Consider the following 24075-nt stretch of genomic DNA (forward strand, 5'->3'; position numbering starts at 1 on the left):
GCGAGCGTGGACACGATTTATGTACGGGGTGCGCGCACCCACAACCTGAAGAACATCGACCTGGATATTCCCCGCGATAAGCTGATTGTCATCACCGGACTCTCTGGCTCCGGCAAGTCCTCTCTCGCTTTCGACACCCTCTACGCAGAGGGCCAGCGCCGCTATGTAGAGTCCCTGTCCACCTATGCGCGCCAGTTCCTGTCGATGATGGAAAAACCCGATGTGGATACGGTCGAGGGGCTCTCCCCGGCCATTTCCATCGAACAGAAATCCACCTCCCACAACCCCCGCTCCACCGTGGGGACCATAACGGAGATCTACGACTACCTGCGCCTGTTGTTTGCCCGTGTGGGCGAACCCCGCTGTCCCGAGCACGGCGAGCCGTTGCAGGCACAGACTGTGAGCCAGATGGTGGACCAGGTGCTGGCCCTGCCGGAGGACACCAAGATGATGCTGCTGGCCCCCATTGTGCGCGATCGCAAGGGCGAGCATGTCCATGTATTCGAGCGGCTGCGGCGCGACGGCTTTGTGCGCGCACGCATCGACGGCCTGGTGTGCGACCTGGACGACACGCCCAAGCTGGATAAACGCAGAAAGCACACCATCGAAGTGGTGGTAGACCGTTTCAAGGTGCGCGAAGGGCTGCAGCTGCGCCTGGCTGAATCCTTTGAGACGGCACTGCATCTCACCGACGGCATCGCCTCCATCAGTTTTATGGAGGGCGGCGGGGAAGACCGGCTCTTTTCCGCCCGCCACGCCTGCCCGGTATGTGACTACTCGCTAAATGAGCTGGAACCGCGGCTGTTCTCGTTCAACAATCCCGCCGGTGCCTGCCCCAGCTGCGACGGCCTGGGAGTGAAGCAGTTTTTCGATGAGGACAAATTGATTATCGACCCGGACAGCAGCATCTCCGAGGGCGCCATCCGCGGCTGGGACAGACGCAATATCTACTACTACCATATGCTCGACTCCCTGGCCGAACACTATGGTTTCGACCTGGACAGGCCCTGGAGAAAGCTGCGCAAGCGCGACCGCCAGACACTGCTGCAGGGCAGCGGTGACGAGGTGATCGACTTCAGCTACGTCAACGACCGCGGTGACGTCACTGTGCGCCGCCACAGTTTCGAAGGCATTATCCCCAACTTCCAGCGCCGCTACCGGGATACCGAATCCCAATCGGTGCGCGAGGAACTAGCCAAGTACCTGAGCACCCAGAAATGCCCGGAGTGCAACGGCACCCGCCTGCGCCAAGAGGCGCGCAACGTTTTCATCGACAACCGCACCCTGGCCCAGATCACCGCCATGCCGGTAGGCGATGCCTTTGACTATTTCGGCCACCAGTTGAAGTTCAAGGGTGCGCAGAAGGAGATCGCCGACAAAATCCTCAAGGAACTCCGCGATCGCTTCCGCTTCCTGGTGGATGTGGGGCTTAATTACCTGACCCTGAACCGCAGCGCGGAGACGCTGTCCGGTGGCGAGGCCCAGCGCATTCGCCTGGCCAGCCAGATAGGCGCCGGGCTGGTGGGCGTGATGTATATTCTCGACGAGCCCTCGATCGGCCTGCACCAGCGCGACAATGAACGCCTGCTCAACACCCTCACCCACCTGCGGGACCTGGGCAATACGGTGATCGTCGTGGAACACGATGAGGACGCCATCCGCAGCGCCGACCATATCATCGACATAGGGCCCGGGGCGGGAGTCCACGGCGGCGAGGTGGTTGCGGTGGGGACCCACGCACAGGTGGCCGGGTGTAAGCACTCCCTCACCGGCCAATACCTGTCCGGGAGAAAGAAAATCGCCGTACCCGAGGAGCGCTATGTCCCGGATCCGGATTTTATCCTGCGCCTGGAAGGGGCCAGCGGCAACAACTTGCGCAATGTGGACCTGGAAATCCCAGTGGGGCTGTTTACCTGCGTAACGGGGGTATCCGGATCCGGCAAGTCCACCCTGATCAACACCACTCTCTACCCTCTGGCGGCCACCGCCCTGAACAAGGCCACAACTCTCAAGGCATCCCCCTACAAGGCGGTCTACGGTCTGGAGTATTTCGACAAGTGTGTCGACATCGACCAGAGTCCCATCGGCCGCACGCCGCGCTCAAATCCCGCTACCTACACCGGTATCTTTACCCCGATCCGCGAACTGTTTGCCGGCACCCAGGAGGCGCGCTCCCGGGGCTACAAGCCCGGGCGCTTCAGTTTTAACGTCAAGGGGGGACGCTGCGAGGCCTGCCAGGGCGACGGTGTTATCAAAGTGGAGATGCATTTCCTGCCGGATATCTATGTGCCCTGCGATACCTGCCAGGGAAAGCGCTACAACCGCGAAACCCTCGAAGTACAGTACAAGGGCAAGAGCATCCACCAGGTCCTGGAGATGACCGTAGAGGAAGCGCGGGAATTTTTCGATCCGGTGCCCAGCGTAGCCAAGAAGTTGCAGACTCTGATGGACGTGGGCCTGTCGTATATCAAACTGGGGCAGGCCGCCACCACTTTATCCGGCGGCGAGGCCCAGCGGGTCAAGCTCTCCCGTGAACTGTCCAAGCGCGACACCGGCCAGACCCTTTATATCCTCGATGAACCCACCACCGGTCTGCACTTCGCCGACATACAGTTACTGCTGGATGTATTGCACCGGCTGCGCGACCACGGCAACACCATCGTTGTGATAGAGCACAACCTGGACGTCATAAAAACCGCTGATTGGATTGTGGACCTGGGTCCGGAGGGAGGCTCGGGTGGTGGGCAAATCATTGCCGCTGGCTCACCGGAAGAAGTGGCAGAAATGGAAGCCTCCCATACCGGACGATTCCTCAAACCAATGCTCGGATAAACCAGCCATTAACCCGGCAACCAAATCAGTTGCCGGGTTAATGCGGCACAGGATGTGCCACCGCCGGCAGAGGTCGGCGCACGCCCTTGAAAAGCAAGCGACTCCGCGTAATTGCGCAGGTTTTCAAGGGCCACAATTCAATGGATGAGAGATCATCTATTGAATTGCCGGGTTAATAACGAATGGCGCCGGCCTGCTCCAGCGCCTTGTTTGCAAAGCCGCAAACACTTTGCTTCACTCAGAGACACACAAAAATGAAGTTGTTAAGTAAAGAAAGACTCAATTTATTGATCGCGCTCTGCGCCATTCTGATTTCCACTGCCTCTTTCTACGCCACCTATCAACAGGCCAGAGCGGCCAACCTTCAAGTCAAAGTGATGACCATGCCGATCGTTGAATTCTCTCACGGCAACTTTGATGTTCAGGAGAAAAAGCCTCTCATATCCTTTACACTTAAAAATGCCGGGTCCGGACCAGCCATCCTAAAATCCATTCAGTTCAACCACAACGAGATCCTGTATTCCAATCATACGGAATTCTTAAAAGGCTGTTGTCGAAAAGAATATAACGAACTAATGCAAAGAATCGGCAAAGCACAAAAGGAAGGGACGAACATCAACTTTGAGTCTGGGGGAATTGTCAGCAGCCCGACAGACAATACTATTATCCCGGCAAAGTCTGACTTCGAGTTTCTAAGAATCTACAGAGGCAACTTATCCGTCGACCTCTGGAAAAAATTGATAAAGAGCGGTTCAACCTCTCTCTCATCGCCTGCTTCTGCTCTCCTCTCGGAGATTGTTATCAATCCAACTCCGAACATATTTCCGCGGAAGTAAAATCCTGCCCGGCAAGTTGATTTTAAGTCTAGACTGCCCTGAAATAGACTTGGGCCAGGCCCCTCCGTGAGGGGCTTGGACTCAGCGAGAAAGGTTTGCCGCCAGGAAGCTGTCCATTTTGCGAAACAGGGCGAGCCTATGCTCCTCCTTGCTCAGATAGTGGTCCCCGTCTTCGTAGACCACCAGTTCAAATGGCGTTCCAGCCTTTTGCAATGCCTTGGCCATGGCCTCGGAGTGCCTCACCGGAACGATTCTGTCTTTGTTTCCATGGGCCAGCAACACCGGCACTTTTATCCGCTCCGCGAGCAGGCGCGGTGAAGTCTCCCGCAGTCTTTGCTTGTCATCGCGCAGACTGCCTATTTGCCGCTCGACAATTTCATTGTTTAAAAAGCGACGTTGGTTTCGCAGCAGCATCTGCAGATCCGTTACGCCGGCAAAACTCACCGCACAGCGGTAGGTATCCGGTGTCTTGGCTACCCCCATCAGGGCTGCATAGCCACCGTAGGAGCCGCCCACGATACAGACCCGGTCCGGGTCCGCAATACCCTGTTCCACCAGCCACTGCAATCCGTCACTGATGTCGTCCTGCATCTGCAGGCCCCAGCTCTTGAACCCAGCGGCCATAAAATCATAGCCGTAGCCCGCCGAACCGCGAAAATTCATCTGCAGTACCGCGTAGCCGCGGCTGGCGAAAAATTGTGTCCAGTAGTCAAAGGTATCCGTATCTGCAGCTATGGGCCCACCGTGGGGAAACAAAATCGTCGGTAGTTGTTCCTGCTCCACCGTTTGTGGCAAGGTAAGAAACGCCTCTATCTGCAGGCCGTCCCTGGCCTTGTAGCGCACCACTCGCTTCTCAGGCAGGTCGATGGTATCGAGGGCCGGGTAAGAGGATGCTATCGGTGTCACAGTGCCGGACTTTCTGTCTCCGTAAAAATACTTACCTGGCTGGTCGCTACTCACAACGTACAGCAGATAGGTCTGGCCATCATCGCTCATATCGACGATATAGTTGTCCGTGCCCGGCAGTGCCCTGTTGATAGCAGCATCGAACGCAGCAAACTGGTCATCCCACAGATGATACATGCTGTCATCTTTGGGAGCCACCAGACCCACAAAGCCTTTACGCCAGTTGGAATACAGCAACTTGCCCGAAACATCGTAGCCCTTGCGGGCATAAAGAAGCTGTTTTCCCAATGTTGGATCTTCAAGGTCGACTTTGTAAAGGGCCCGGTAACCCTCCCGGTATCCGCTGACAATCAATTCGCTATCGGTCTCACCAAATGCTAGCGGCCTGAGCCTGTCTTCCGACAGTGCCGTATAGCTCCACCCCAAGCGATAAGCTTTTTCCCCTGTACGTCGATAGAAAATGCGGTAGGTGTCCTTTTCCAGATCGACGTATACACGAGGCTGATGATTGCCATCCAGAATCCACTCCACGGTGCGGGCCTTTCCACCGCGGGCCTTGCGTATCGCTTTCCGCCCTGACTTGCTCAGTCGAACCTTGTACAGGCCTTTGGACCCCACTGCGTCAATATCCAGGGCCACCAAAATATAATCGGGCTCTTCCGGCAACCAATCGACAACGTCGTCCTGATATTGGGGGTCGCGCTCGGACTTAGACCGAATCTGAATCAGGTTTCGCATTGAACCCGGCTCATCGTATTTTACTGCCATCAAGCGGGTACTGGTGATTCCGGTACCATTCGCACGGCTCGGATACCAGAAGCTCATGACCAGATACTGATTATTCGCCCACCGAATCCAATTCACCTTATATTTCTTGTTGTCAGTCTTGGTGACCGGATAGATCCCTCCGGTTTTCCCGAGGTCTTGGGCATAGACGACAGTCTGTCCTTTGACATTGATAATCGCGGCGAAACGCTTGCCGTCCGGAGACAAGTCCACAGCCCGGTATGCGGGCAATTTGGCAAACGCCTCCACGGGGAGATTGATGGAATCGGCCACCGCGGGCAGGGCCACAACAACTGACAATAGGGCCAACCAAACCGGACCCACCCAACGCCTGAGCATGAAAAATCCTTCGTATTTTGTAAAAGATAATAAAAGAAAGACCAGACAAAATAGCGGTATTTAATCAGCGGATCAATAGGCACGAAATACACGAAAAAGCGCCTTTAAACTACAGTATTTCGCCTCCCCAGGCTGGAGCGATTTCGTCAACGGAGCCATGCTGCCAACCCGAGAATCGAGCGGCATATCGGGTCACGCGCCACCCTCTGGATTGGTTGGCACAAGCCATTGAAATACAAGCGATTCCGTGTGATCGTGCGGTGTTTTACCCACTTGTTGAACCCACGGAAAAGCCAGCAAAATAGGAAGTTATATGACTCGCCACCAGCGGCTGAGTATCGGTCCGGCCACTATGGTGGCCGCCGCCTTTATCGGTCCCGGCACCGTTGTTTCCGCATCACTGGCCGGGGCCAATTACGGCTATGCACTGCTGTGGGCACTGTTGTTCGCCATACTGGCCAGTGTGATACTACAGGAAATGGCCGCCCGGCTCGGGATAGTCACCGGACAGGGCCTCGGCGAAAATATTCGCCAGACCTTCAGCCAACCGCTGGCGCGCCTCCTGGCCATTGCGCTAGTGGTCAGCGCCATAGTGATCGGAAATGCCGCTTACCAGAGCGGCAATATTGTGGGGGCCAGCCTGGGGCTGGACGCGCTGACTTCCGCTACTTTTGGCCGCCAGTTCCCCTTTAGTCCCTGGCCGCTGCTGATCGCCGCGGCGGCCTTCTGCCTGCTATGGCGCGGGGAGTACCGCCTTATAGAGGGGGTACTGGTGTCGCTGGTGCTGCTGATGAGCCTGGCATTTGTGGCCACACTGGCCCTGACCGAACCGGATTTGCCGGCGCTGCTCAAGGGACTGCTGCGCCCCTCTATTCCCACCGGTGCCGGATTAACCGTCATCGCACTGATCGGCACCACTGTGGTGCCCTACAACCTGTTTCTGCACAGTGCCACCGCCAGCAGGAAATGGCGCGGTGTCGACTGCCTGCCCCAGGCGCGAAAAGACATTTTTATTTCCATTCCCCTCGGCGGGCTCGTCTCCATTGCCATCGTCGCCACCGCCGCCTCGGCCTTTTTCGGCCGTCAGATAGCACTGGGAAGCGCCGCAGATATCGCCCAGTCACTGCGACCATTGTTCGGCGACGGCGCCCAGTACCTGATGGGGGTCGGGCTTTTCTCCGCGGGTATTTCCTCGGCCCTGACGGCGCCTCTGGCCGCCGCTTACGCGCTCAGCGGTATTCTGGGAATAAAACCTGACTTGAAATCGATGGCATTCCGCTTGGCATGGCTTGCCATTTTAGCGGCAGGCACTATCGCCGCCACACTGGAGATCCGGCCCGTCCGGCTGATCTGGTTCGCCCAGGTTGCAAACGGATTGCTGTTGCCGGTGGTCACGGCCTTTCTGTTATGGGAAATGAATGCGCCACGGCTGGGAAAATTCAGAAATTCGCCGCTGCAAAATACTTTTGGACTGCTGGTCCTGTTGGTCACACTGGTGCTGGGGACCAAAAGCCTGGCGTCCGCCTTTGAGCATCTATAGCGGAATAATGAAAAGGTATTTTTCCAGCAGCCCACCGGGCCGGGCAGGAATCCTGGTACCGCAAGTCAGGTTTGTCAGGGCTTGATTTATCGAAGAGGGCAATCCCGCCCGGCACTTTCTGCCTCACTATTTCCAGTGGTGTTTTACGTCATTTGCCATGACTGGTACGTCTACGATGACCACTTGGTTTTGCCCCTTAATTCCCTGGACCCACTGGGGTTTCTTCACTAACCTTGGCCCGCTTTAACCGATAAGCAATATGGAGGTGCTGTCGACCGCTACGTTCGAGTAAGGGTGAGAGAGCTTTCCAGCCCCTGAGGTATAACGCGCGTTCCGGCCCGGCCGCAACCCGTAATAATACCCACCAACACAGGGGATTTAATAATGATAAAAAGGCTCCGTTATGTGGCTCCAATCATCGCAGCCAGCCTTCTGACTCTCAGCGCCAGCGCCCACTCGGAACCGGGCGACTATGGTTTCTGGACTACGCTAGGCCACCTGTTCAATCCGCCCAAAGCGAATGCGCCGGTCACCCCCGCGCAGACTCAGGGCATGTACCCTCTGTCACTGGACGACCCGGGATTCAACGACGGCTTCGATCACGGTGATTTCGACGATTGGCAACAGGTAAACCTTTCCGCTGACACCGGCGCCATGTGCGGCAATGGCTCACCCTATAAGTTCTTTGTCTACCGGGTGCCGGACACCAGCAACACCATGTTCTATTTCGAAGGCGGTGGCGCCTGCTGGGATTACGAGAGCTGCTCCGGTGCCGCCGGTATCCGCGGAGCCCGCAACCCCAACGGTATTCCCGACGGTTATGTGCAGAACATCAACCTGCTGGACTTTAGTAACTCTGCCAACCTGGCCACTGCCGCGGTATCGCCGCTGATCTATACCCACCACCCCTACAACCAGTTCAAGACCGGCGAATGGAACCTGGTGTATGTGCCCTACTGCACCGGCGACATCTATGTGGGCGACAAAACCGAAGTCTATCCGGATCCCAGCGGCCAGAAACCAGATCTGATCTGGCATCACAATGGCGTACGCAACGTACAGGCAGTGACTTCCTGGGTCAAAAACAATCTGCAAAAACCCAAGCAGATGGTGGCCGCGGGCTGCAGTGCCGGCAGTATCGGTGCACTGCTCAACTATTCCAAGCTGCGCGCGGATATGAACGTGGATTATGGCTACTTGATCGATGACTCCGGTCCCCTCTATCGCGCACCCCTGAACAGCAACGACAACAACCGCTATCCGTCGCTGCCACTGCACAAGAAGGTGCTCGATTCCTGGACCACCTACACTGCCAACGGTAGCCCCACTGACGTCAACCCGGTCAATATGCTCGCCAGCATCACACCGGGATTCGACAAGAACGAACTGGCTTCGCTCTATGTCGCCCTGTCCGGCAAGTTCCCCTCCGACCGTCTGGGCATCACCCACTTCCTCGCCGACGGCAACTTCTCTTCCTACTCCTACGAGCGTTTCTACGAGGATATTTACAACGATCCGGACCCGGCTTCACGCCTGGCCAAACTGCGCCAGAAATGGCAGCAGGACACCTTCGACAACCTGATTCCAGAACTTGAGCAGACCGGCAACTGGAGCTATTACTTCCCCATGTACCGGGACTTCAACGAGAGCCACTGCACTACCATCCTGGATCTGGAATATGGCGAAATCGCCGAGCACGGATTGGTACTGCGGGACTTCCTGAACAATGTTGTCAACTACCGCGGCGGTGCCCCACTCCGCGCCTACGAATCGGATCAGGTTTCCGATTTCGAAAACAACCACAATTGGTTCTACGATTTGGTGGGAGGGCTACTTTAGCCCCGGTTATTCACCCGGCAATGCAGTAGGTTGCCGGGTGAATACGGTACAAGAATCTGCCGGCGCAAGCCCTTCGATGTAATTTGCGCGGCTTTTGAAGGAAGACAACCCAATTGATGAGAGATTATCTATTGGGTTGCCAAGTTGATGCATGGCCCATGGAATGCTGCCGCTTCTATGGGCCACCGCTCATTGACTACCCTGATCTGAATAGGCTTTTTTCCGCGCCTCCTGCAGGCGCTGACGCAGGTACTCCTGCCGGCTCATGCCGTCGGGGAAGCTGGTCATCTGCTGTACTTCCTTTACTATCTCCACCTCCCTCTGCTTGTACTCCGCAAAGCCGGGCACTTCCTTGTAGGGGTCGTATTCCGCAGTGTGGCGCTGGGATTTCTCTCTATAGGCTTCCACCAATTCAGCGGCAGCCTGTTCGAATGCGGCTTTGTCCGCACTGTTGCGCTCCAGCCAGGCGAGCTTCAATGCCAGGGCCTCATAGGCCATCACGCGACCCTCAGCCTCAATGGTTTCTATCAGCTGCCAGATTTCCTGGTCGCTGAGTGTGTCGTCATTACCATTGAAATAGTCGTCCAGGGATAACTTGTCCCGCTCCTTGCGTAAATAGGCTTCCACCCGTGGATCCGACAGCAGTTTGGCTGCTTCCTGGCGGTCCATTTCCGCGGGGGCCATCGCCATCAACTCCTGCCGATTCACGGAGCGGTTTTCTACCGTCCGGTCCGGAGTCGATTCAACTTCCACCGATGGGGAAATGATATACCGCCAGCCGGCGGCGACTGCACCCAGAATAACCACTGGGGTAACAACAGACAGCAGAACCTTATTATTCATTGTGACCGCTTCCGTTATCGGGATAACGGTAAAGTTTAACCGGCGCGGGACACTGTGCAAAGCGCGCAAGCTATCCAGCGATGCCGGGTCGTATGAGACAGGGGATTACACCCAGGTGAGCTTCCGCTCATCAGTCGGCTGCGGGGCGCAGGGGGATTCTTTCGGGGGTACAAAGCCAGTCCGGGACTCGGGTGGCAGATTGCGCTGTTCCCAGGCGGATACTGCCTCTCCACAGCGACGCCGCTGTACGTCGGTTAGAACTCTGCCGTCGGGCCACTTTCCCAGCTCTATGGCGCGCTTCAGGCTCCCAATTACCTGGGGACTGAGGCTGTTGAGCAGGGTTTCAAACGACATAGCGGGTCTCTTTGCGTTTATCGCCGCAGAAAAAAGCCGGTCCATGACCGGCTTTCACTGCTAGCTGGCTACCCGACGTTACGCTTCGGCGGCTTCGGACTCTTCCTCAGCCTGCTGGCGATCCACCAGCTCGACGTACGCCATGGGGGCCTTGTCACCGGCGCGGAAACCGCACTTGAGTATACGGATATAACCACCCGGACGGGCTTCGTAACGGGGACCCAGCTCATCGAACAGCTTGCGCACAGCATCCTTGTCGCGGATACGGGCGAAGGCCAGGCGGCGGTTGGCGACACTGTCACTTTTGGCCAGGGTAATCAGCGGCTCGGCAACGCGGCGCAGCTCCTTGGCTTTGGGCAATGTGGTTTTGATCAGTTCGTGCTCCACCAGAGAAGCGGTCATGTTCTTGAACATGGCCTTGCGGTGGGCGCTGGTGCGGCTGAACTTACGGCCACTATAGCGATGACGCATGACTCAATTCCTTCCGACTTTTAGTTGCCTTCGCGGCAAGTCGTTCTGGAGCAGCCGACAAAGCTGCTCGGGTTATTGCAAATTGTTCTGTTGCGGCTTGGCCGCTGTTACAGGGTGCTCAGCTTGCTGTCGCCTTTGAGACTGGCCGGCGGCCAGTTTTCCAGGCGCATCCCCAGGGACAGGCCGCGGGACGCAAGCACGTCCTTGATTTCGGTCAGAGACTTCTTACCCAGGTTCGGTGTCTTCAGCAGTTCCACCTCAGTGCGCTGGATCAGATCGCCGATATAGTAGATGTTCTCCGCCTTCAGACAGTTGGCAGAACGCACCGTCAGCTCCAGGTCATCCACCGGGCGCAACAGGACCGGATCGACTTCCGGCTCGTCAGTCTTGGGCTGGGCCTCTTTCTCGCCGTGCAGGTCCACGAACGCCGACAACTGCTGTTGCAGGATGGTGGCGGCGCGGCGGATGGCCTCTTCCGGATCCAGGGTACCGTTGGTCTCCAGATCCAGTACCAGCTTGTCCAGGTCCGTGCGCTGCTCGACCCGCGCTGCCTCTACGCTGTAGGCCACGCGGCGAACCGGACTGTAGGACGCATCCAGTTGCAAACGACCGATCGCCCGGGTCTCTTCCTCTTCGTCGCGACGCGCATCCGCGGGCTGGTAGCCGCGGCCACGGGCCACAGTCAGCCGCAGGCTGAGGTCTACATCTCCGGTAATATTGGCGATCACGTGCTCAGGATTCACAATCTCGATATCGTGATCCACCTGAATATCCCCCGCGGTCACCGCGCCCGGACCGGTTTTGCTCAGGCTCAGTACCGCCTGGTCCTTGCCGTGCATCACAACCGCAATCTCTTTCAGGTTGAGCAGGATTTCAATTACGTCCTCCTGCACGCCCTCGATCGCACTGTACTCGTGCTCAACGCCGTCTATTTCAACTTCGATGACGGCGCAGCCCGGCATGGAGGACAGCAGAATGCGGCGCAACGCATTGCCAAGAGTGTGACCAAAGCCGCGCTCCAGCGGCTCCAGAACCACTTTGGCATGGTTCGGATTGTATTCGGTGACGTCAATACGACGCGGTGTCAAAAACTCGTTGACAGCAGTCTGCATAGCCATACCTGTTTACAGTTACACTCCAACTCAGGAGCAGGACCTTACTTGGAGTAGAGTTCCACGATAAGGTTTTCATTGATCTCCGCAGGCAGATCGACGCGGTCCGGAACACGCTTGAAAGTGCCTTCCAGTTTGCTCGCGTTCACGTCCACCCATTCGATTTCGCCACGCTGTCCAGCGACGGACACGGAGTGCTGGATACGCAGCTGCTTCTTAGCTTTCTCGCGCACAGCAACGACATCGCCTTCCTGTACCTGATAGGAAGGGATGTTAACGGTCGCGCCATTCACCAGAATAGCCTTGTGGGAAACCAGCTGTCGCGCTTCAGCACGGGTGGCGCCGAAGCCCATGCGGTAAACCACATTGTCCAGACGCTTTTCCAGAAGTTGCAGCAGGTTTTCACCGGTCGCTCCCTTCAGGCGCGCCGCTTCCTTATAGTAGTTGCGGAACTGCTTTTCCAGTATCCCGTAAATCCGGCGCACCTTCTGTTTTTCGCGCAGCTGTACACCATAGTCGGACAGGCGGCCGCGACCGGCGCCATGCTGACCTGGCTTGGACTCGGCGCGGCACTTGGAATCGTGCGGGCGTACGCCACTTTTCAGCTGTAGATCGGTACCTTCCCGACGGGAAAGTTTACATTTTGGTCCTATATAACGTGCCATTTTGTCAGCCCCCTCTTACACGCGACGTTTCTTGGGCGGACGACATCCATTATGCGGGATTGGCGTCACGTCGGTGATGTTGGTGATCTTGTAGCCGCAGTTGTTCAGTGCGCGCACAGCGGATTCGCGACCGGGGCCAGGGCCCTTCACTTCCACGTCTAGGTTTTTCAGGCCGTATTCCTGCGCCGCAGTTCCTGCGCGCTCGGCCGCCACCTGGGCTGCAAACGGGGTGCTCTTACGTGAGCCACGGAAGCCGGACCCACCTGCGGTGGCCCAGCTGAGGGTATTGCCCTGGCGATCGGTGATCGTCACGATCGTGTTATTGAACGATGCGTGGATGTGGGCAATACCGTCGACAACGGTCTTTTTGACCTTCTTGCGAACAGTAGTTTTTGGCTTAGCCATACCAGTATCCTAAATCCTGTATCAACTCCCCCGGGCCTGTCGGCCTCCAGAGGCTTGTTAAACCGCGAAATCGCGCCTTAATCAGGCTTATTTGCGAATCGGCTTGCGCGGACCCTTGCGGGTGCGGGCATTGGTCTTGGTGCGCTGTCCCCGCAGCGGCAGGCTGCGGCGGTGGCGCAGACCGCGATAGCAGCCCAGATCCATCAAGCGCTTGATGTTCATGGAGACTTCGCGGCGCAGGTCACCCTCCACAGTGAGTTTTGCAACTTCACCGCGGATGGAGTCGATCTGCTCTTCAGACAGGTCGCGGATTTTGGTGGATTCAGCGATACCAACCGCTGCCAAAATAGATTTGGCCGTGGTGCGACCCACCCCATAGACATGGGTCAGGGAGATCACGGCGTGCTTGTGGTCTGGTACATTGACACCAGCAATACGTGCCATAGAGGCGTACTCCACGTATCGGGAGCCACTGCTTGTTCTACTGTGGCTCTACTTCGATTCCGGCGCTGACAGCGACTAAAAAACCGCCTGCGCCACCAAAAAAGGCGCGCAAGGATAGCTTTTCAGACACCAATTTGCAATAGCCCGCCTCCCCTTCGACCTCCCGAAGCGGATGCGAACGACAGTCAACGCCCCCAATTGGAAACCTGCCCGGGGGCAGGTTTCACTCCCGGGACCAGAAGTCCCGGGCGTCGCCGTCTGACACGGGGCCGTATCAGGCGGTTTTTTCCTCTTTCAGCTTTTATGGATGCCCGCGTGAACACCCAAGGGGCTGCGCCCTCTATCAGCCTTGGCGCTGCTTGTGGCGTGGCTCGGCACTGCAGATGACCCGCAGAACGCCCTTGCGACGCACGATTTTGCAGTTACGGCAGATCTTTTTAACGGATGCGCGTACTTTCACGACCTTACCTCAAATCAATCAGTCTGCGAGCTAGCGACGGCCATAGCCCTGCAGGTTTGCTTTTTTCATCATGCCTTCGTACTGGTGCGACAACAGATGTGACTGCACCTGTGACATAAAGTCCATCACCACCACCACAACGATCAGCAGTGAAGTACCCCCCAGATAGAAGGGAACATTAAATCCGACCACCAGGAACTGCGGCAGCAGGGACACTGCGGCAATATAGGCGGCACCGACCAGGGTGAGTCGGGTCAGTACCCGGTCGATATAGCGGGCTGTCTGCTCGCCAGGGCGGATGCCGGGCACATAGGCACCGGACTTTTTCAGGTTGTCCGCCACCTCATTCGGGTTAAACATCAACGCCGTATAGAAGAAGCAGAAGAAACCGATCAGCAGAGCGAACAAAATAATGTTCAGCGGCTGACCCGGCCCCAGTTGCAATGCCATCCACTGCAGCACCTCGGCGCCGAAGCCTTCGCCACCCTGGCCAAACCACTGTGCCAGTGTGGCCGGGAACAGCAGGATACTGCTGGCGAAGATCACCGGGATCACACCGGCCATATTCACCTTCAGCGGCAGGTGGCTGGCCTGCGCAGCTGGCGCCGCAGAGTAGCGGCCGGCCTGGCGCCGCGCGTGGTTGATGGTGATACGGCGTTGGCCGCGCTCCATTACCACTACGAAATACACCACAGCCAGGGCGACAAACCCAATCGCCAGCAGCAGCAGGATATGCAGTTCGCCCTGCCGCGCCTGCTCGAATGCCTGACCGATAGCGCTGGGCAGTCCGGCGACGATACCGGCAAAGATCAACATGGAAATGCCGTTGCCGACTCCACGCTCGGTGATCTGTTCACCCAACCACATCATAAAGACAGCGCCGGTTACCAGGGACACCACGGCCACGAAGTAAAAACCAAACGCCGGCTCCGGTGAGTAGGCCAGGTTTTGCCCCGCCAGACCAAAGGTCATGCCGATACCCTGGATCAGGGCCAGCGCCACCGTCAGGTAGCGGGTGTACTGGTTAATCTTGCGCCGGCCCGCATCGCCTTCCTTCTTCAGGGCTTCCAGAGAGGGGGTCACCGCGGTCATCAGCTGCATGATGATGGACGCGGAGATGTAGGGCATGATGCCCAGCGCCAGGATACTCATCCTTTCCAGGGCACCGCCGGAGAACATGTTAAACAGCCCCAGGATGGTTCCCTGGTTCTGATTGAACAGGTTCGCCAGCTTGTCCGGGTCGATTCCGGGTACCGGAATGTGCGTTCCCACGCGATACACCAGTATCGCGAGAAACAGAAAACGAAGGCGCGCCCAAAGCTCGCCCAACCCCTTGCTATTCGCTAAAGGATTTACACCGGTTCCTGGTCGTGCCATTGGCGCCTCGATTAGTCTTCAATTTTACCGCCGGCAGCTTCGATCGCCGCCTTTGCACCCTTGCTCACTCCCAGGCCTTTCACAGTGACCGCTTTGGTCAGCTCTCCCGAGAGAAACACCTTGGCGCGTTTAATATGGCTGCCGATAATATCGGCATTCTTCAGCGCTGCCAAATCGATTGTGTCGCCTTCCACCTTGGCCAGTTCGGCCAGGCGTACCTCTGCGGTGAAGCGGGATACCCGGGCGGTGAAACCGTACTTGGGCAGACGCTTCTGCAGGGGCATCTGACCGCCTTCGAAGCCCGGACGCACGCTGCCACCGGAGCGCGACTTCTGACCCTTGTGGCCGCGGCCACCGGTCTTGCCCAGGCCGCTGCCAATACCGCGACCAACGCGCTTGGCGTTGCGCTTGTGGCCCTGTGCGGGAGATAAGTCGTTCAAACGCATGTTATTCCCCCTCTACCTTCAGCAGATAATTCACTTTGTTGATCATGCCGCGCACAGAGGGAGTGTCTTCCACTTCCACAGTGTGACCGATGCGGCGCAGACCCAGACCCGCAACACACGCCTGATGATTTTTCAGGCGTCCAGCAGTGCTCTTGATCTGGGTGACTTTAATGGTCTTCTTAGCCATGGTGCTACCCAATAAATAACCCTGGTCCGAACCGCTATCAGTTCAGAATTTCTTCGACAGACTTGCCACGCTTGGCCGCAACATCCTCCGGGCTCTGCATTTGCTCCAGCGCCTTGAAGGTTGCCCGTACCACGTTCACCGGGTTGGTGGAGCCGTAGCACTTGGCCAGTACGTTGTGCACCCCGGCCATTTCCAGGACAGAGCGCATGGCGCCACCGGCGATGACGCCGGTACCCTGGGAAGCGGGCTGCATATAAACCTTGGAACCGCCGTGACGGCCCTTGGTGGCGTACTGGATGGTATCGCCATTCAGATCCACCTGGATCATTTCGCGGCGCGCGGCTTCCATCGCCTTCTGGATCGCCACCGGCACTTCGCGAGCCTTGCCCCTTCCGAAACCGACGCGGCCATTGCCGTCGCCAACCACGGTCAGTGCGGTAAAGGCGAAGATACGACCACCTTTAACAGTCTTGGCAACGCGATTGACCTGGACCAGCTTCTCCTGCAGGCCTTCGTCGTTGCTTTTGTCTTTCTCTCTAGCCATAACTCAACCCTTAGAATTTCAGACCGGCTTCGCGGGCAGCATCAGCCAGAGCCTTAACACGGCCGTGATACTTGTAGCCGCTGCGATCAAAAGCAACCTGTTCCACACCGGCGGCCTTGGCGCGCTCGGCGATCAGTGTGCCCACTGCGGTAGCAGCGTCCACGTTGCCGGTTTTACCTGAGCGCAGATCCTTGTCCAGAGTGGAGGCGGAAGCCAGCACTCTGTCGCCCTCGGCAGACAAAATCTGTGCGTACATGTGGCGCGGCGTGCGGTTCACGGTGAGGCGAACGGCGCCCAGCTCACGGATCTTGGCGCGGGCACGACGTGCACGACGCAAGCGGGATGCATTCTTAACGTTCATATCTATGCCCTATTTACTTCTTCTTGGCCTCTTTGCGATACACGCGTTCGTCGGCATAACGGACACCCTTACCTTTGTAGGGCTCCGGCGGACGGAAGGCGCGGATCTCAGCGGCCACTTGACCCAGCAGCTGCTTGTCGCTGCTCTTGAGTACGATTTCAGTCTGGCTCGGGGTTTCGACCACGACACCCTCCGGCAACTGATAATCGATCGGATGGGAGAAGCCCAGGGTCAGGTTGACAGTCTTACCGGACGCTTTCGCCCGATAGCCGACACCCTGCAACTGCAATCTCTTTTCAAAACCAGTGCTCACGCCAACAACCATATTGTTGATCAGCGCACGTGTGGTACCGGCCAGCGCCCTGGCCTGCTTGGAGCCACTGCGCGCCGCGAAGGTCAGCTGGCTATCCGCCTGGCTCACTTCCACATCGCTGTGAACAACCATGCTCAGGTTACCGTTACCGCCCTTGATGGCGATGTCCTGACCTTTCAGGTCAACGGTAACGCCTGCGGGGATAACTACCGGACTATTTGCTACTCGAGACATGATAACCCCCGCTTTAGAATACGGTGCAGAGCACTTCGCCACCGACACCGGCCTGGCGCGCAGCGCGATCGGTCATCACACCCTTGGAGGTGGACACGATCGCGATACCCAGGCCACCGCGTACGGTCGGCAGAGTTTTCTTACCAGTGTAAGCGCGCAGACCTGGACGGGAAACACGGTCCAGTTCCGCGATAACCGGCTTGCCCTGGAAATATTTCAGGGCAATGGTCAGCTCCGGCTTGGCGCCTTCACTGACACTGCAATCGGAGACATAGCCTTCGTCCTGCAGGACCTTGGCTACCGCTACTTTCAATTTGGATGATGGCAGGGTGACTTCCGCCTTTCCGCGCGCCAGGGCATTGCGGATACGGGTCAGCATGTCTGCCAACGGATCTTGCATACTCATCTTATGAGACTCCTCAAATCTGCCAATACCTGCCGGAAATTACCAGCTGGACTTCACCAGGCCGGGCACATCACCACGCATCGCTGCTTCGCGCAGCTTGTTACGGCACAGGCCGAACTTGCGGTATACGGCGTGGGGGCGACCAGTGATACGACAGCGGCGTTGCTGGCGTACCGGGCTTGCATCGCGCGGCAGTTTTTGCAGCTTGAGTTGAGCCTCCCACCGCTCCTCTTCGGAAACAGTGGCACTGGCGATGATCGCCTTCAGCTCCTGACGCTTTGCGGCGTACTTAGCTGCGGTTCGAGCGCGCTTGTTCTCGCGCGCAATCATGGATTTCTTCGCCATGGAATCCTCTTAACCCTTAAGCGGGAAGTTGAACGCTTTCAGCAGCGCGCGACCCTGATCGTCGTTTGCCGCTGTGGTGGTAATACAAATATCCAGTCCGCGGAGCTTGTCCACTTTGTCGTAGTCAATTTCCGGGAAGATAATTTGCTCGGTCACGCCCATCGAAAAATTACCGCGACCGTCGAACTGCTTCGGACTGACGCCGCGGAAATCGCGGATACGCGGGATGGCGATGTCGATCAAACGCTCCAGGAACTCGTACATACGCTCACCGCGCAGAGTTACCTTGCAGCCGATCGGCCAACCGTCGCGGATCTTAAAGCCCGCAATAGACTTGCGCGCCTTGGTCACGATAGGCTTCTGACCAGTAATTGCCGTCATATCGTTGACAGCGTGTTCCAGCACCTTCTTGTCACCAATCGCTTCGCCGACACCCATGTTGACGGTGATCTTGGTGATGCGCGGCACTGCCATCACATTCTCGAGACCCAGCTCATCTTTGAGCTTGGCCGCGAGTTCCTTAGTGTAGAGCTCTTTAAGCTTTGCCATGATCTACCAACCTGCTTTTGCGCCAAGAGCCTTAGATGGCTTCGCCGCTGGATTTGAAGACGCGGATCTTGCTGCCGTCTTCCAGTACTTTGAAGCCCACCCGGTCGGCTTTCTGCGTGCCGGGGTTGAAGATGGCCACGTTGGAAGCATCGATAGACGCTTCCTTTTCCACGATGCCACCGGCAATACCCAGTTGGGGGTTTGGCTTCTGGTGTTTTTTAATCATCTGCACACCGGAAACGATCAGACGGCCATCACTCAGCACCTTGCGTACGGTACCGCGCTTGCCTTTGTCGCGACCGGCAACAACGATCACTTCGTCGTCACGCTTGATCTTGCGCATAACTCTATCTCCGCTCCAGGCTTAGATAACTTCGGGCGCCAGCGAGACGATCTTCATGAACTTCTCACCGCGCAGTTCGCGAGTTACCGGGCCAAAAATACGGGTGCCGACCGGCGCATGTTGCTGGTTCAGCAGTACCGCTGCGTTATCGTCAAATTTGATCAGTGAACCGTCGGGGCGGCGCACACCTTTCTTGGTGCGAACCACCACTGCGTTCATCACCTGTCCCTTCTTCACCTTACCGCGGGGAATGGCTTCCTTTACGGTTACCTTGATAATGTCGCCCACGCGTGCATAACGACGATGGGAGCCGCCCAGCACCTTGATGCACATGACACGGCGAGCCCCACTGTTGTCAGCCACTTCTAAGTAGGATTCCGCTTGAATCATTGTCTCTCTCCGAAACCTTTCAACCCGGCATTCAATGCGCTAGGGGTTATACCTTCGCCGCACGCTCTACAATTTTCTGCAAAGCCCAGGACTTGCTCTTGGACAACGGACGAGATTCCTCGATAGTGACAACATCGCCGATGTTGCACTCATTACCCTCGTCGTGGGCCTTGAGTTTGGTGGACTTGTTTACGATTTTGCCGTAGATCGGGTGCTTAACACGGCGCTCGATCAAAACGGTGATGGTTTTATCCATCTTGTCACTCACGACCTTGCCGGTGAGTGTACGCTTCAGCTTTGCTTCCGCCATGATTAGTTACCTGCCTTCTCGGTCAACACAGTCTTAATGCGAGCAATGTCGCGACGAGTCTGCTTCAACAGATGGGTCTGGGCCAGCTGACCGGTGGACTTTTGCATGCGAAGCTTGAACTGAGCCTCAAGTTGGTTCAGCAATTCCTGATTCAACTCTTCAACTGACTTTTCGCGTAGATCTGCAGTCTTCATTACATCACCGAACGCTTAACGAAAGTTGTCTTTACAGGCAGCTTGGCCGCAGCAAGCTCAAACGCTTCGCGAGCCAGATCTTCGGATACACCCTCCATCTCGTAGAGGACCTTGCCCGGCTGGATCTGAGCCACCCAATATTCAACACCACCTTTACCTTTACCCATCCGCACTTCGAGGGGCTTGTTGGTAATTGGCTTGTCCGGAAACACGCGAATCCAGATTTTACCGCCACGCTTTACGTGACGGGTCATGGCGCGACGGGCCGCCTCGATCTGGCGCGCAGTAATGCGGCCGCGACCGATGGCTTTGAGGCCGAACTCGCCAAAGCTCACCTTGGAGCCGCGCTGAGAAAGACCGCGATTGCGCCCCTTCTGTACCTTGCGGAATTTTGTACGCTTTGGTTGCAGCATCTGCGTACTCCTTATTTAGCAGCTTTCTTGCGGCTCTTCGCCGGCTTCTCATCGGGCACTTCGTCACCGATGACTTCACCTTTAAAGATCCACACCTTGATGCCGATGATGCCGTAAGTGGTCATCGCCTCGGCAGTGGCGTAGTCGATATTGGCACGCAGGGTGTGCAGGGGTACACGGCCTTCGCGGTACCACTCGGTGCGGGCGATTTCCGCACCACCGAGACGACCACTCACCTGAATCCTGATGCCCTGGGCGCCCTGACGCATGGCGTTTTGTACCGCGCGCTTCATGGCGCGACGGAACATGACACGGCGCTCCAGCTGCTGGGCGACATTCTGGCCCACCAGAGTTGCATCCAGGTCCGGCTTGCGCACCTCTTCGATATCGATATGCACCGGCACGCCCATCTGCGCGCTTACCTCTTTGCGCAGACGTTCCACGTCTTCACCTTTTTTACCGATCACGATACCGGGCCGGGCGGTGTGAATCGTCACACGCGCGGTGTTTGCCGGACGCTCGATCTCGATTCGGCTCACAGAGGCGTGGGCCAGTTTTTTGCGAATGAATTCGCGAACTTTCAGATCCGTGTACAGCTTGTCTGCGTACTCGTCGCTGCCGGCATACCACACGGAGGTATGCTTTTTAACGATACCCAGACGAATGCCGGTAGGATGTACTTTTTGTCCCATGGTTTTCTCGCCTGCTCTGTTATTTCTCGGCCACTTTCACAGTAATGTGACAAGTACGCTTAAGAATACGATCAGCACGACCTTTGGCACGCGGCTTAATGCGCTTCATGGTCATACCTTCGTCCACAAAAATTGTGGAAACCTTCAGTTCATCCACGTCGGCGCCCTCGTTGTGCTCGGCGTTGGCAACCGCCGACTCCAGCACCTTCTTGACGATCGCCGCACCCTTTTTATTGCTGAATGCCAGAATATCCAGGGCTTCCTCAACGCCTTTGCCACGAACCTGATCCGCTACCAGTCGCGCCTTTTGCGCCGACAGACGTGCGCCGCGTAATTTTGCTGCTACTTCCATCGTAATAACCTCGGCTTAGCGCTTCTTCGCTTTCTTATCCGCAGCGTGGCCGCGGTAAGTGCGGGTGGCAGCGAACTCGCCCAGCTTGTGACCAACCATTTCTTCGTTGACCAAAACGGGCACGTGTTGACGACCGTTGTGCACAGCGATCGTCAGCCCCACCATTTCCGGCATAATCATGGAACGGCGGGACCAGGTTTTAATCGGCCGGCGATCATTGGCTGCAATCGCTGCCTCCACCTTTTTGATCAGGTACAGATCAATAAAGGGACCTTTCTTGAGTGAGCGTGGCACTGTCGATTCCTCTCTAGCTGCTCAGACACCGCACGGCTTACTTGCCGCGGCGACGTACAATCATTTTATCGGTGCGCTTGTTCTTGCGCGTTTTCTTACCCTTGGTGGGAACGCCCCAGGGGGTCACCGGATGGCGTCCACCAGAGGTACGACCCTCACCACCACCGTGCGGGTGGTCGACCGGGTTCATCGCCACACCGCGAACGGTTGGACGAACACCGCGCCAGCGCGCAGCACCGGCCTTGCCCAGCTTGCGCAGGCCGTGCTCGGAATTGCCCACTTCACCCAGGGTTGCGCGGCACTCAGCGAGCACCTTGCGCGTTTCCCCTGAACGCAGGCGAATGGTCGCGTACTGGCCATCCCGGGCCACCAGTTGCACAGAGGCACCGGCGGAACGGGCCAGCTGGGCGCCCTTGCCCGGCTTCAGCTCGATGGCGTGGATCACCGAACCCACCGGAACATTGCGCAGGGGCAGAGTGTTGCCCACCGCAATCGGCGCGGCATCGCCCGACTGAATGGTGGCACCCGCCTTGAGGCCCTTAGGCGCTATGATGTAGCGGCGCTCACCATCGGCGTAACAAACCAGTGCGATGTTCGCACTGCGGTTGGGATCATACTCCAGGCGTTCAACTTTGGCCGGAATACCGTCCTTGTTGCGCTTGAAGTCGATGATGCGATAGTGCTGCTTGTGACCACCACCGATATGACGGGTAGTGATACGACCATTGTTGTTACGGCCACCGCTTTTGCTTTTGCTCTCCAGCAAAGGGGCATAGGGCGCGCCTTTGTGCAGGTCGGGATTGACGACCCTTACCTGATGGCGTCGACCGGCGGAGGTCGGTTTACTTTTTACAATCGGCATTGCAACTGTCCCCTTTACTCAGCAGCTTCAAAGTTGATATCGCTGCCTTCAGCCAGGCGAACATAGGCTTTTTTCCAGCCACTGCGACGGCCTATGCCGTGGCGGGTGCGTTTGGTTTTGCCTTTGACGTTCAGGGTGCGAACCTGCTCGACGGAAACGTTGAACAGCTTCTCAACCGCGGCCTTGATCTCAGCTTTCTCGGCGTCGGCGACAACCTTGAAAACCACCTGGTTGGCGCTATCGGCCAGCATGGCGGCTCTTTCGGAAACCACCGGGCCCAACACTATGTTGTAGAGTCGCTCCTGGTTCATCCCAGCACCTCTTCAATTTTCTTGAGCGCCGCCACGGTCACCACCACCTTGTCAAAGCGGATCAGGCTCACCGGGTCTATGCCCTGCACGTCGCGGACGTCGATCTTGTGCAGGTTGCGCGCGGCCAGGTAGAGGTTTTCGCTCAGCTCCTCGGTCACGATCAGCGCATCGGCCAAATCGAACTGGGCCAGCTTGCTCACCAACTGCTTGGTCTTGGGCGCCTCCACGTCGAAGGACTCCACCACCACCAGGCGCCCCTGACGGGCCAGCTCGGACAGGATGCAGCGCAGTGCAGCGCGGTACATTTTCCTGTTCAACTTGACGCTGTGATCGCGCGGCTCAGCGGCAAAAGTGACACCACCGGAGCGCCACAGCGGGCTGCGGATAGTGCCCGCACGGGCGCGGCCGGTACCCTTTTGGCGCCAGGGCTTTTTGCCACCACCGGAAACGTCAGAGCGGTTTTTCTGTGCCTTGGTACCCTGGCGAGCGCCGGCCATGAAGGCGACCACTGCCTGGTGCACCAGGTCCTGATTGAATTCACGCCCGAAAGTCACTTCAGAGACAGCCACTGTGCCTTTGGCACCTTCGGGAGTGGCGATATTCAGTTCCATACCCATTTCCCCCTCGGTGTTAGGCTTTAACTGCCGGGCGAACAATTACGTCGCCACCGGGAGCACCGGGCACGGCACCTTTCACCAGCAGCAGGTTACGCTCGGCATCCACACGAACCACTTCCAGATTCTGCACGGTGACGCGCTCAGCACCCATATGACCGGCCATCTTCTTGCCTTTCCATACGCGGCCAGGAGTCTGGCACTGACCGATAGAACCGGGTGCGCGGTGGGACAGGGAGTTACCGTGGGTGGCATCCTGGGTGCGGAAGTTCCAGCGCTTAACACCGCCCTGGAAACCCTTACCTTTGGAGGTTCCGGTCACGTCGATCTTCTGGCCAGCCTCAAAGCCGGACACAGTGATCTCAGAACCGATTTCAAAAGCCTCTTCAGCACCTTCGGTGCGCAGTTCGAAGAGACGGGTACCAGCTTCTGAGCTGGCTTTGGCGAAGTGACCCGCTTGGGGCTTGGAGACACGGGACGCCTTGCGACTGCCCACAGTGACCTGGACAGCGGCATAGCCGTCGGTTTCAGCGGTTTTCACCTGAGTGATGCGATTCGGGGCCACCTCAATCACGGTGACCGGAATGGATACGCCACTCTCGGTGAAGACGCGAGTCATGCCGCTCTTGCGGCCGACAATACCTATTGTCATCTTTTCAACCTCTCAGTGCACGGGGCTTTAACCCACTGCGGCCGCCCAGTTTCA

Annotated in this window: 34 protein-coding genes; 4 read left to right on the top strand and 30 right to left on the bottom strand. The window is 57.4% G+C overall.

Features of this window, described 5'->3' with window-relative positions:
* Nucleotides 1-6 precede the first annotated feature (6 nt).
* Together uvrA and AB1S50_RS04715 are read left to right on the top strand one after the other, a co-directional pair.
* A complete protein-coding gene (gene uvrA / locus AB1S50_RS04710) occupies nt 7-2832 on the top strand; it encodes an excinuclease ABC subunit UvrA (RefSeq protein WP_367149314.1) in 2826 nt (941 codons plus the stop codon).
* A gap of 254 nt (nt 2833-3086) precedes the next feature.
* Nucleotides 3087-3668, top strand: coding sequence for a hypothetical protein (locus AB1S50_RS04715; RefSeq protein ID WP_367149315.1), 582 nt, complete (start codon nt 3087-3089; stop codon nt 3666-3668).
* Between the two features lie 81 nt (nt 3669-3749).
* Here the strand turns inward: AB1S50_RS04715 and AB1S50_RS04720 are convergent, their stop codons facing one another.
* Entirely contained in the window at nt 3750-5699 is a 1950-nt protein-coding gene (locus tag AB1S50_RS04720) for an alpha/beta hydrolase family protein (RefSeq protein WP_367149316.1), read from the bottom strand.
* Between the two features lie 313 nt (nt 5700-6012).
* Between AB1S50_RS04720 and AB1S50_RS04725 the strand changes: the two genes are divergently transcribed.
* Nucleotides 6013-7239 carry an Nramp family divalent metal transporter gene (locus AB1S50_RS04725; RefSeq protein WP_367149317.1) on the top strand — a complete coding sequence of 409 codons (1227 nt, stop codon included), beginning with the start codon at nt 6013-6015 and terminating at the stop codon, nt 7237-7239.
* A gap of 384 nt (nt 7240-7623) precedes the next feature.
* Nucleotides 7624-9078, top strand: a complete 1455-nt coding sequence (locus AB1S50_RS04730) for a pectin acetylesterase-family hydrolase (protein ID WP_367149318.1) — start codon at nt 7624-7626, stop codon at nt 9076-9078.
* A gap of 189 nt (nt 9079-9267) precedes the next feature.
* Here AB1S50_RS04730 and AB1S50_RS04735 read toward each other — a convergent pair whose 3' ends face one another.
* The 29 genes from AB1S50_RS04735 to rplC all read right to left on the bottom strand — a co-directional run bounded on the left by AB1S50_RS04735 (nt 9268) and on the right by rplC (nt 24021).
* Nucleotides 9268-9921, bottom strand: a complete 654-nt coding sequence (locus AB1S50_RS04735) for a hypothetical protein (RefSeq protein WP_367149319.1) — start codon at nt 9919-9921, stop codon at nt 9268-9270.
* Between the two features lie 105 nt (nt 9922-10026).
* Complete coding sequence (locus tag AB1S50_RS04740) at nt 10027-10275, bottom strand: YeaC family protein (protein WP_367149320.1); 249 nt, start codon at nt 10273-10275, stop codon at nt 10027-10029.
* 78 nt (nt 10276-10353) lie between these two features.
* Nucleotides 10354-10746: a 50S ribosomal protein L17 gene (rplQ, locus tag AB1S50_RS04745; protein ID WP_367149321.1), complete on the bottom strand. Its 393-nt coding sequence runs from the start codon at nt 10744-10746 to the stop codon at nt 10354-10356.
* Nucleotides 10747-10853: 107 nt separating this feature from the next.
* Nucleotides 10854-11858: a DNA-directed RNA polymerase subunit alpha gene (locus AB1S50_RS04750; protein WP_367149322.1), complete on the bottom strand. Its 1005-nt coding sequence runs from the start codon at nt 11856-11858 to the stop codon at nt 10854-10856.
* A 44-nt stretch (nt 11859-11902) separates the two neighbouring features.
* Nucleotides 11903-12523 carry a 30S ribosomal protein S4 gene (gene rpsD / locus AB1S50_RS04755; protein WP_367149323.1) on the bottom strand — a complete coding sequence of 207 codons (621 nt, stop codon included), beginning with the start codon at nt 12521-12523 and terminating at the stop codon, nt 11903-11905.
* Nucleotides 12524-12538: 15 nt separating this feature from the next.
* On the bottom strand, nt 12539-12928 hold the full coding sequence (gene rpsK / locus AB1S50_RS04760; RefSeq protein WP_020411406.1) for a 30S ribosomal protein S11: 390 nt from the start codon (nt 12926-12928) through the stop codon (nt 12539-12541).
* An 87-nt stretch (nt 12929-13015) separates the two neighbouring features.
* Nucleotides 13016-13372, bottom strand: coding sequence for a 30S ribosomal protein S13 (rpsM, locus tag AB1S50_RS04765; RefSeq protein WP_367149324.1), 357 nt, complete (start codon nt 13370-13372; stop codon nt 13016-13018).
* Between the two features lie 343 nt (nt 13373-13715).
* Nucleotides 13716-13832, bottom strand: a complete 117-nt coding sequence (gene rpmJ / locus AB1S50_RS04770) for a 50S ribosomal protein L36 (RefSeq protein WP_010133825.1) — start codon at nt 13830-13832, stop codon at nt 13716-13718.
* A 30-nt stretch (nt 13833-13862) separates the two neighbouring features.
* The gene (secY, locus tag AB1S50_RS04775; protein WP_367149325.1) at nt 13863-15209 is read right to left on the bottom strand and encodes a preprotein translocase subunit SecY; all 1347 of its coding nucleotides are present in this window, start codon (nt 15207-15209) and stop codon (nt 13863-13865) included.
* Nucleotides 15210-15220: 11 nt separating this feature from the next.
* Entirely contained in the window at nt 15221-15655 is a 435-nt protein-coding gene (rplO, locus tag AB1S50_RS04780; RefSeq protein ID WP_367149326.1) for a 50S ribosomal protein L15, read from the bottom strand.
* 1 nt (nt 15656) lies between these two features.
* Nucleotides 15657-15842, bottom strand: a complete 186-nt coding sequence (gene rpmD / locus AB1S50_RS04785) for a 50S ribosomal protein L30 (protein WP_367149327.1) — start codon at nt 15840-15842, stop codon at nt 15657-15659.
* 37 nt (nt 15843-15879) lie between these two features.
* Complete coding sequence (gene rpsE / locus AB1S50_RS04790) at nt 15880-16386, bottom strand: 30S ribosomal protein S5 (protein WP_367149328.1); 507 nt, start codon at nt 16384-16386, stop codon at nt 15880-15882.
* A gap of 10 nt (nt 16387-16396) precedes the next feature.
* Nucleotides 16397-16747, bottom strand: a complete 351-nt coding sequence (gene rplR, locus AB1S50_RS04795; RefSeq protein WP_367149329.1) for a 50S ribosomal protein L18 — start codon at nt 16745-16747, stop codon at nt 16397-16399.
* A gap of 13 nt (nt 16748-16760) precedes the next feature.
* Entirely contained in the window at nt 16761-17294 is a 534-nt protein-coding gene (gene rplF, locus AB1S50_RS04800; protein ID WP_367149330.1) for a 50S ribosomal protein L6, read from the bottom strand.
* Between the two features lie 13 nt (nt 17295-17307).
* The gene (rpsH, locus tag AB1S50_RS04805) at nt 17308-17700 is read right to left on the bottom strand and encodes a 30S ribosomal protein S8 (protein ID WP_367149331.1); all 393 of its coding nucleotides are present in this window, start codon (nt 17698-17700) and stop codon (nt 17308-17310) included.
* A gap of 39 nt (nt 17701-17739) precedes the next feature.
* Nucleotides 17740-18045, bottom strand: coding sequence for a 30S ribosomal protein S14 (gene rpsN, locus AB1S50_RS04810; protein ID WP_367149332.1), 306 nt, complete (start codon nt 18043-18045; stop codon nt 17740-17742).
* A gap of 9 nt (nt 18046-18054) precedes the next feature.
* Nucleotides 18055-18594: a 50S ribosomal protein L5 gene (rplE, locus tag AB1S50_RS04815; RefSeq protein WP_367149333.1), complete on the bottom strand. Its 540-nt coding sequence runs from the start codon at nt 18592-18594 to the stop codon at nt 18055-18057.
* Between the two features lie 31 nt (nt 18595-18625).
* Entirely contained in the window at nt 18626-18937 is a 312-nt protein-coding gene (gene rplX, locus AB1S50_RS04820) for a 50S ribosomal protein L24 (protein ID WP_367149334.1), read from the bottom strand.
* A gap of 21 nt (nt 18938-18958) precedes the next feature.
* The gene (gene rplN, locus AB1S50_RS04825; RefSeq protein ID WP_367149335.1) at nt 18959-19327 is read right to left on the bottom strand and encodes a 50S ribosomal protein L14; all 369 of its coding nucleotides are present in this window, start codon (nt 19325-19327) and stop codon (nt 18959-18961) included.
* Between the two features lie 46 nt (nt 19328-19373).
* Nucleotides 19374-19637: a 30S ribosomal protein S17 gene (gene rpsQ / locus AB1S50_RS04830; RefSeq protein ID WP_367149336.1), complete on the bottom strand. Its 264-nt coding sequence runs from the start codon at nt 19635-19637 to the stop codon at nt 19374-19376.
* 2 nt (nt 19638-19639) lie between these two features.
* A complete protein-coding gene (gene rpmC / locus AB1S50_RS04835) occupies nt 19640-19831 on the bottom strand; it encodes a 50S ribosomal protein L29 (protein WP_020411392.1) in 192 nt (63 codons plus the stop codon).
* Nucleotides 19831-20244, bottom strand: coding sequence for a 50S ribosomal protein L16 (rplP, locus tag AB1S50_RS04840; RefSeq protein WP_073277504.1), 414 nt, complete (start codon nt 20242-20244; stop codon nt 19831-19833). The genes rpmC and rplP overlap by 1 nt, the downstream gene beginning before the upstream one ends.
* Nucleotides 20245-20255: 11 nt before the next feature.
* Nucleotides 20256-20936: a 30S ribosomal protein S3 gene (rpsC, locus tag AB1S50_RS04845; protein ID WP_367149338.1), complete on the bottom strand. Its 681-nt coding sequence runs from the start codon at nt 20934-20936 to the stop codon at nt 20256-20258.
* Nucleotides 20937-20955: 19 nt separating this feature from the next.
* Nucleotides 20956-21288: a 50S ribosomal protein L22 gene (gene rplV / locus AB1S50_RS04850; RefSeq protein WP_367149339.1), complete on the bottom strand. Its 333-nt coding sequence runs from the start codon at nt 21286-21288 to the stop codon at nt 20956-20958.
* Nucleotides 21289-21303: 15 nt separating this feature from the next.
* Nucleotides 21304-21582: a 30S ribosomal protein S19 gene (rpsS, locus tag AB1S50_RS04855; RefSeq protein WP_367149340.1), complete on the bottom strand. Its 279-nt coding sequence runs from the start codon at nt 21580-21582 to the stop codon at nt 21304-21306.
* A 37-nt stretch (nt 21583-21619) separates the two neighbouring features.
* Nucleotides 21620-22444, bottom strand: coding sequence for a 50S ribosomal protein L2 (gene rplB / locus AB1S50_RS04860; RefSeq protein WP_367149342.1), 825 nt, complete (start codon nt 22442-22444; stop codon nt 21620-21622).
* A gap of 14 nt (nt 22445-22458) precedes the next feature.
* Nucleotides 22459-22755 carry a 50S ribosomal protein L23 gene (rplW, locus tag AB1S50_RS04865; protein ID WP_367149343.1) on the bottom strand — a complete coding sequence of 99 codons (297 nt, stop codon included), beginning with the start codon at nt 22753-22755 and terminating at the stop codon, nt 22459-22461.
* Nucleotides 22752-23366 carry a 50S ribosomal protein L4 gene (gene rplD / locus AB1S50_RS04870; protein ID WP_367149344.1) on the bottom strand — a complete coding sequence of 205 codons (615 nt, stop codon included), beginning with the start codon at nt 23364-23366 and terminating at the stop codon, nt 22752-22754. Before rplD ends, rplW begins: the two co-directional genes overlap by 4 nt.
* Nucleotides 23367-23385: 19 nt before the next feature.
* Complete coding sequence (rplC, locus tag AB1S50_RS04875; protein ID WP_367149345.1) at nt 23386-24021, bottom strand: 50S ribosomal protein L3; 636 nt, start codon at nt 24019-24021, stop codon at nt 23386-23388.
* Nucleotides 24022-24075 lie beyond the last annotated feature (54 nt).

Origin of the sequence: Microbulbifer discodermiae (genome assembly GCF_040742695.1) — a bacterium.
GTDB lineage: Bacteria > Pseudomonadota > Gammaproteobacteria > Pseudomonadales > Cellvibrionaceae > Microbulbifer.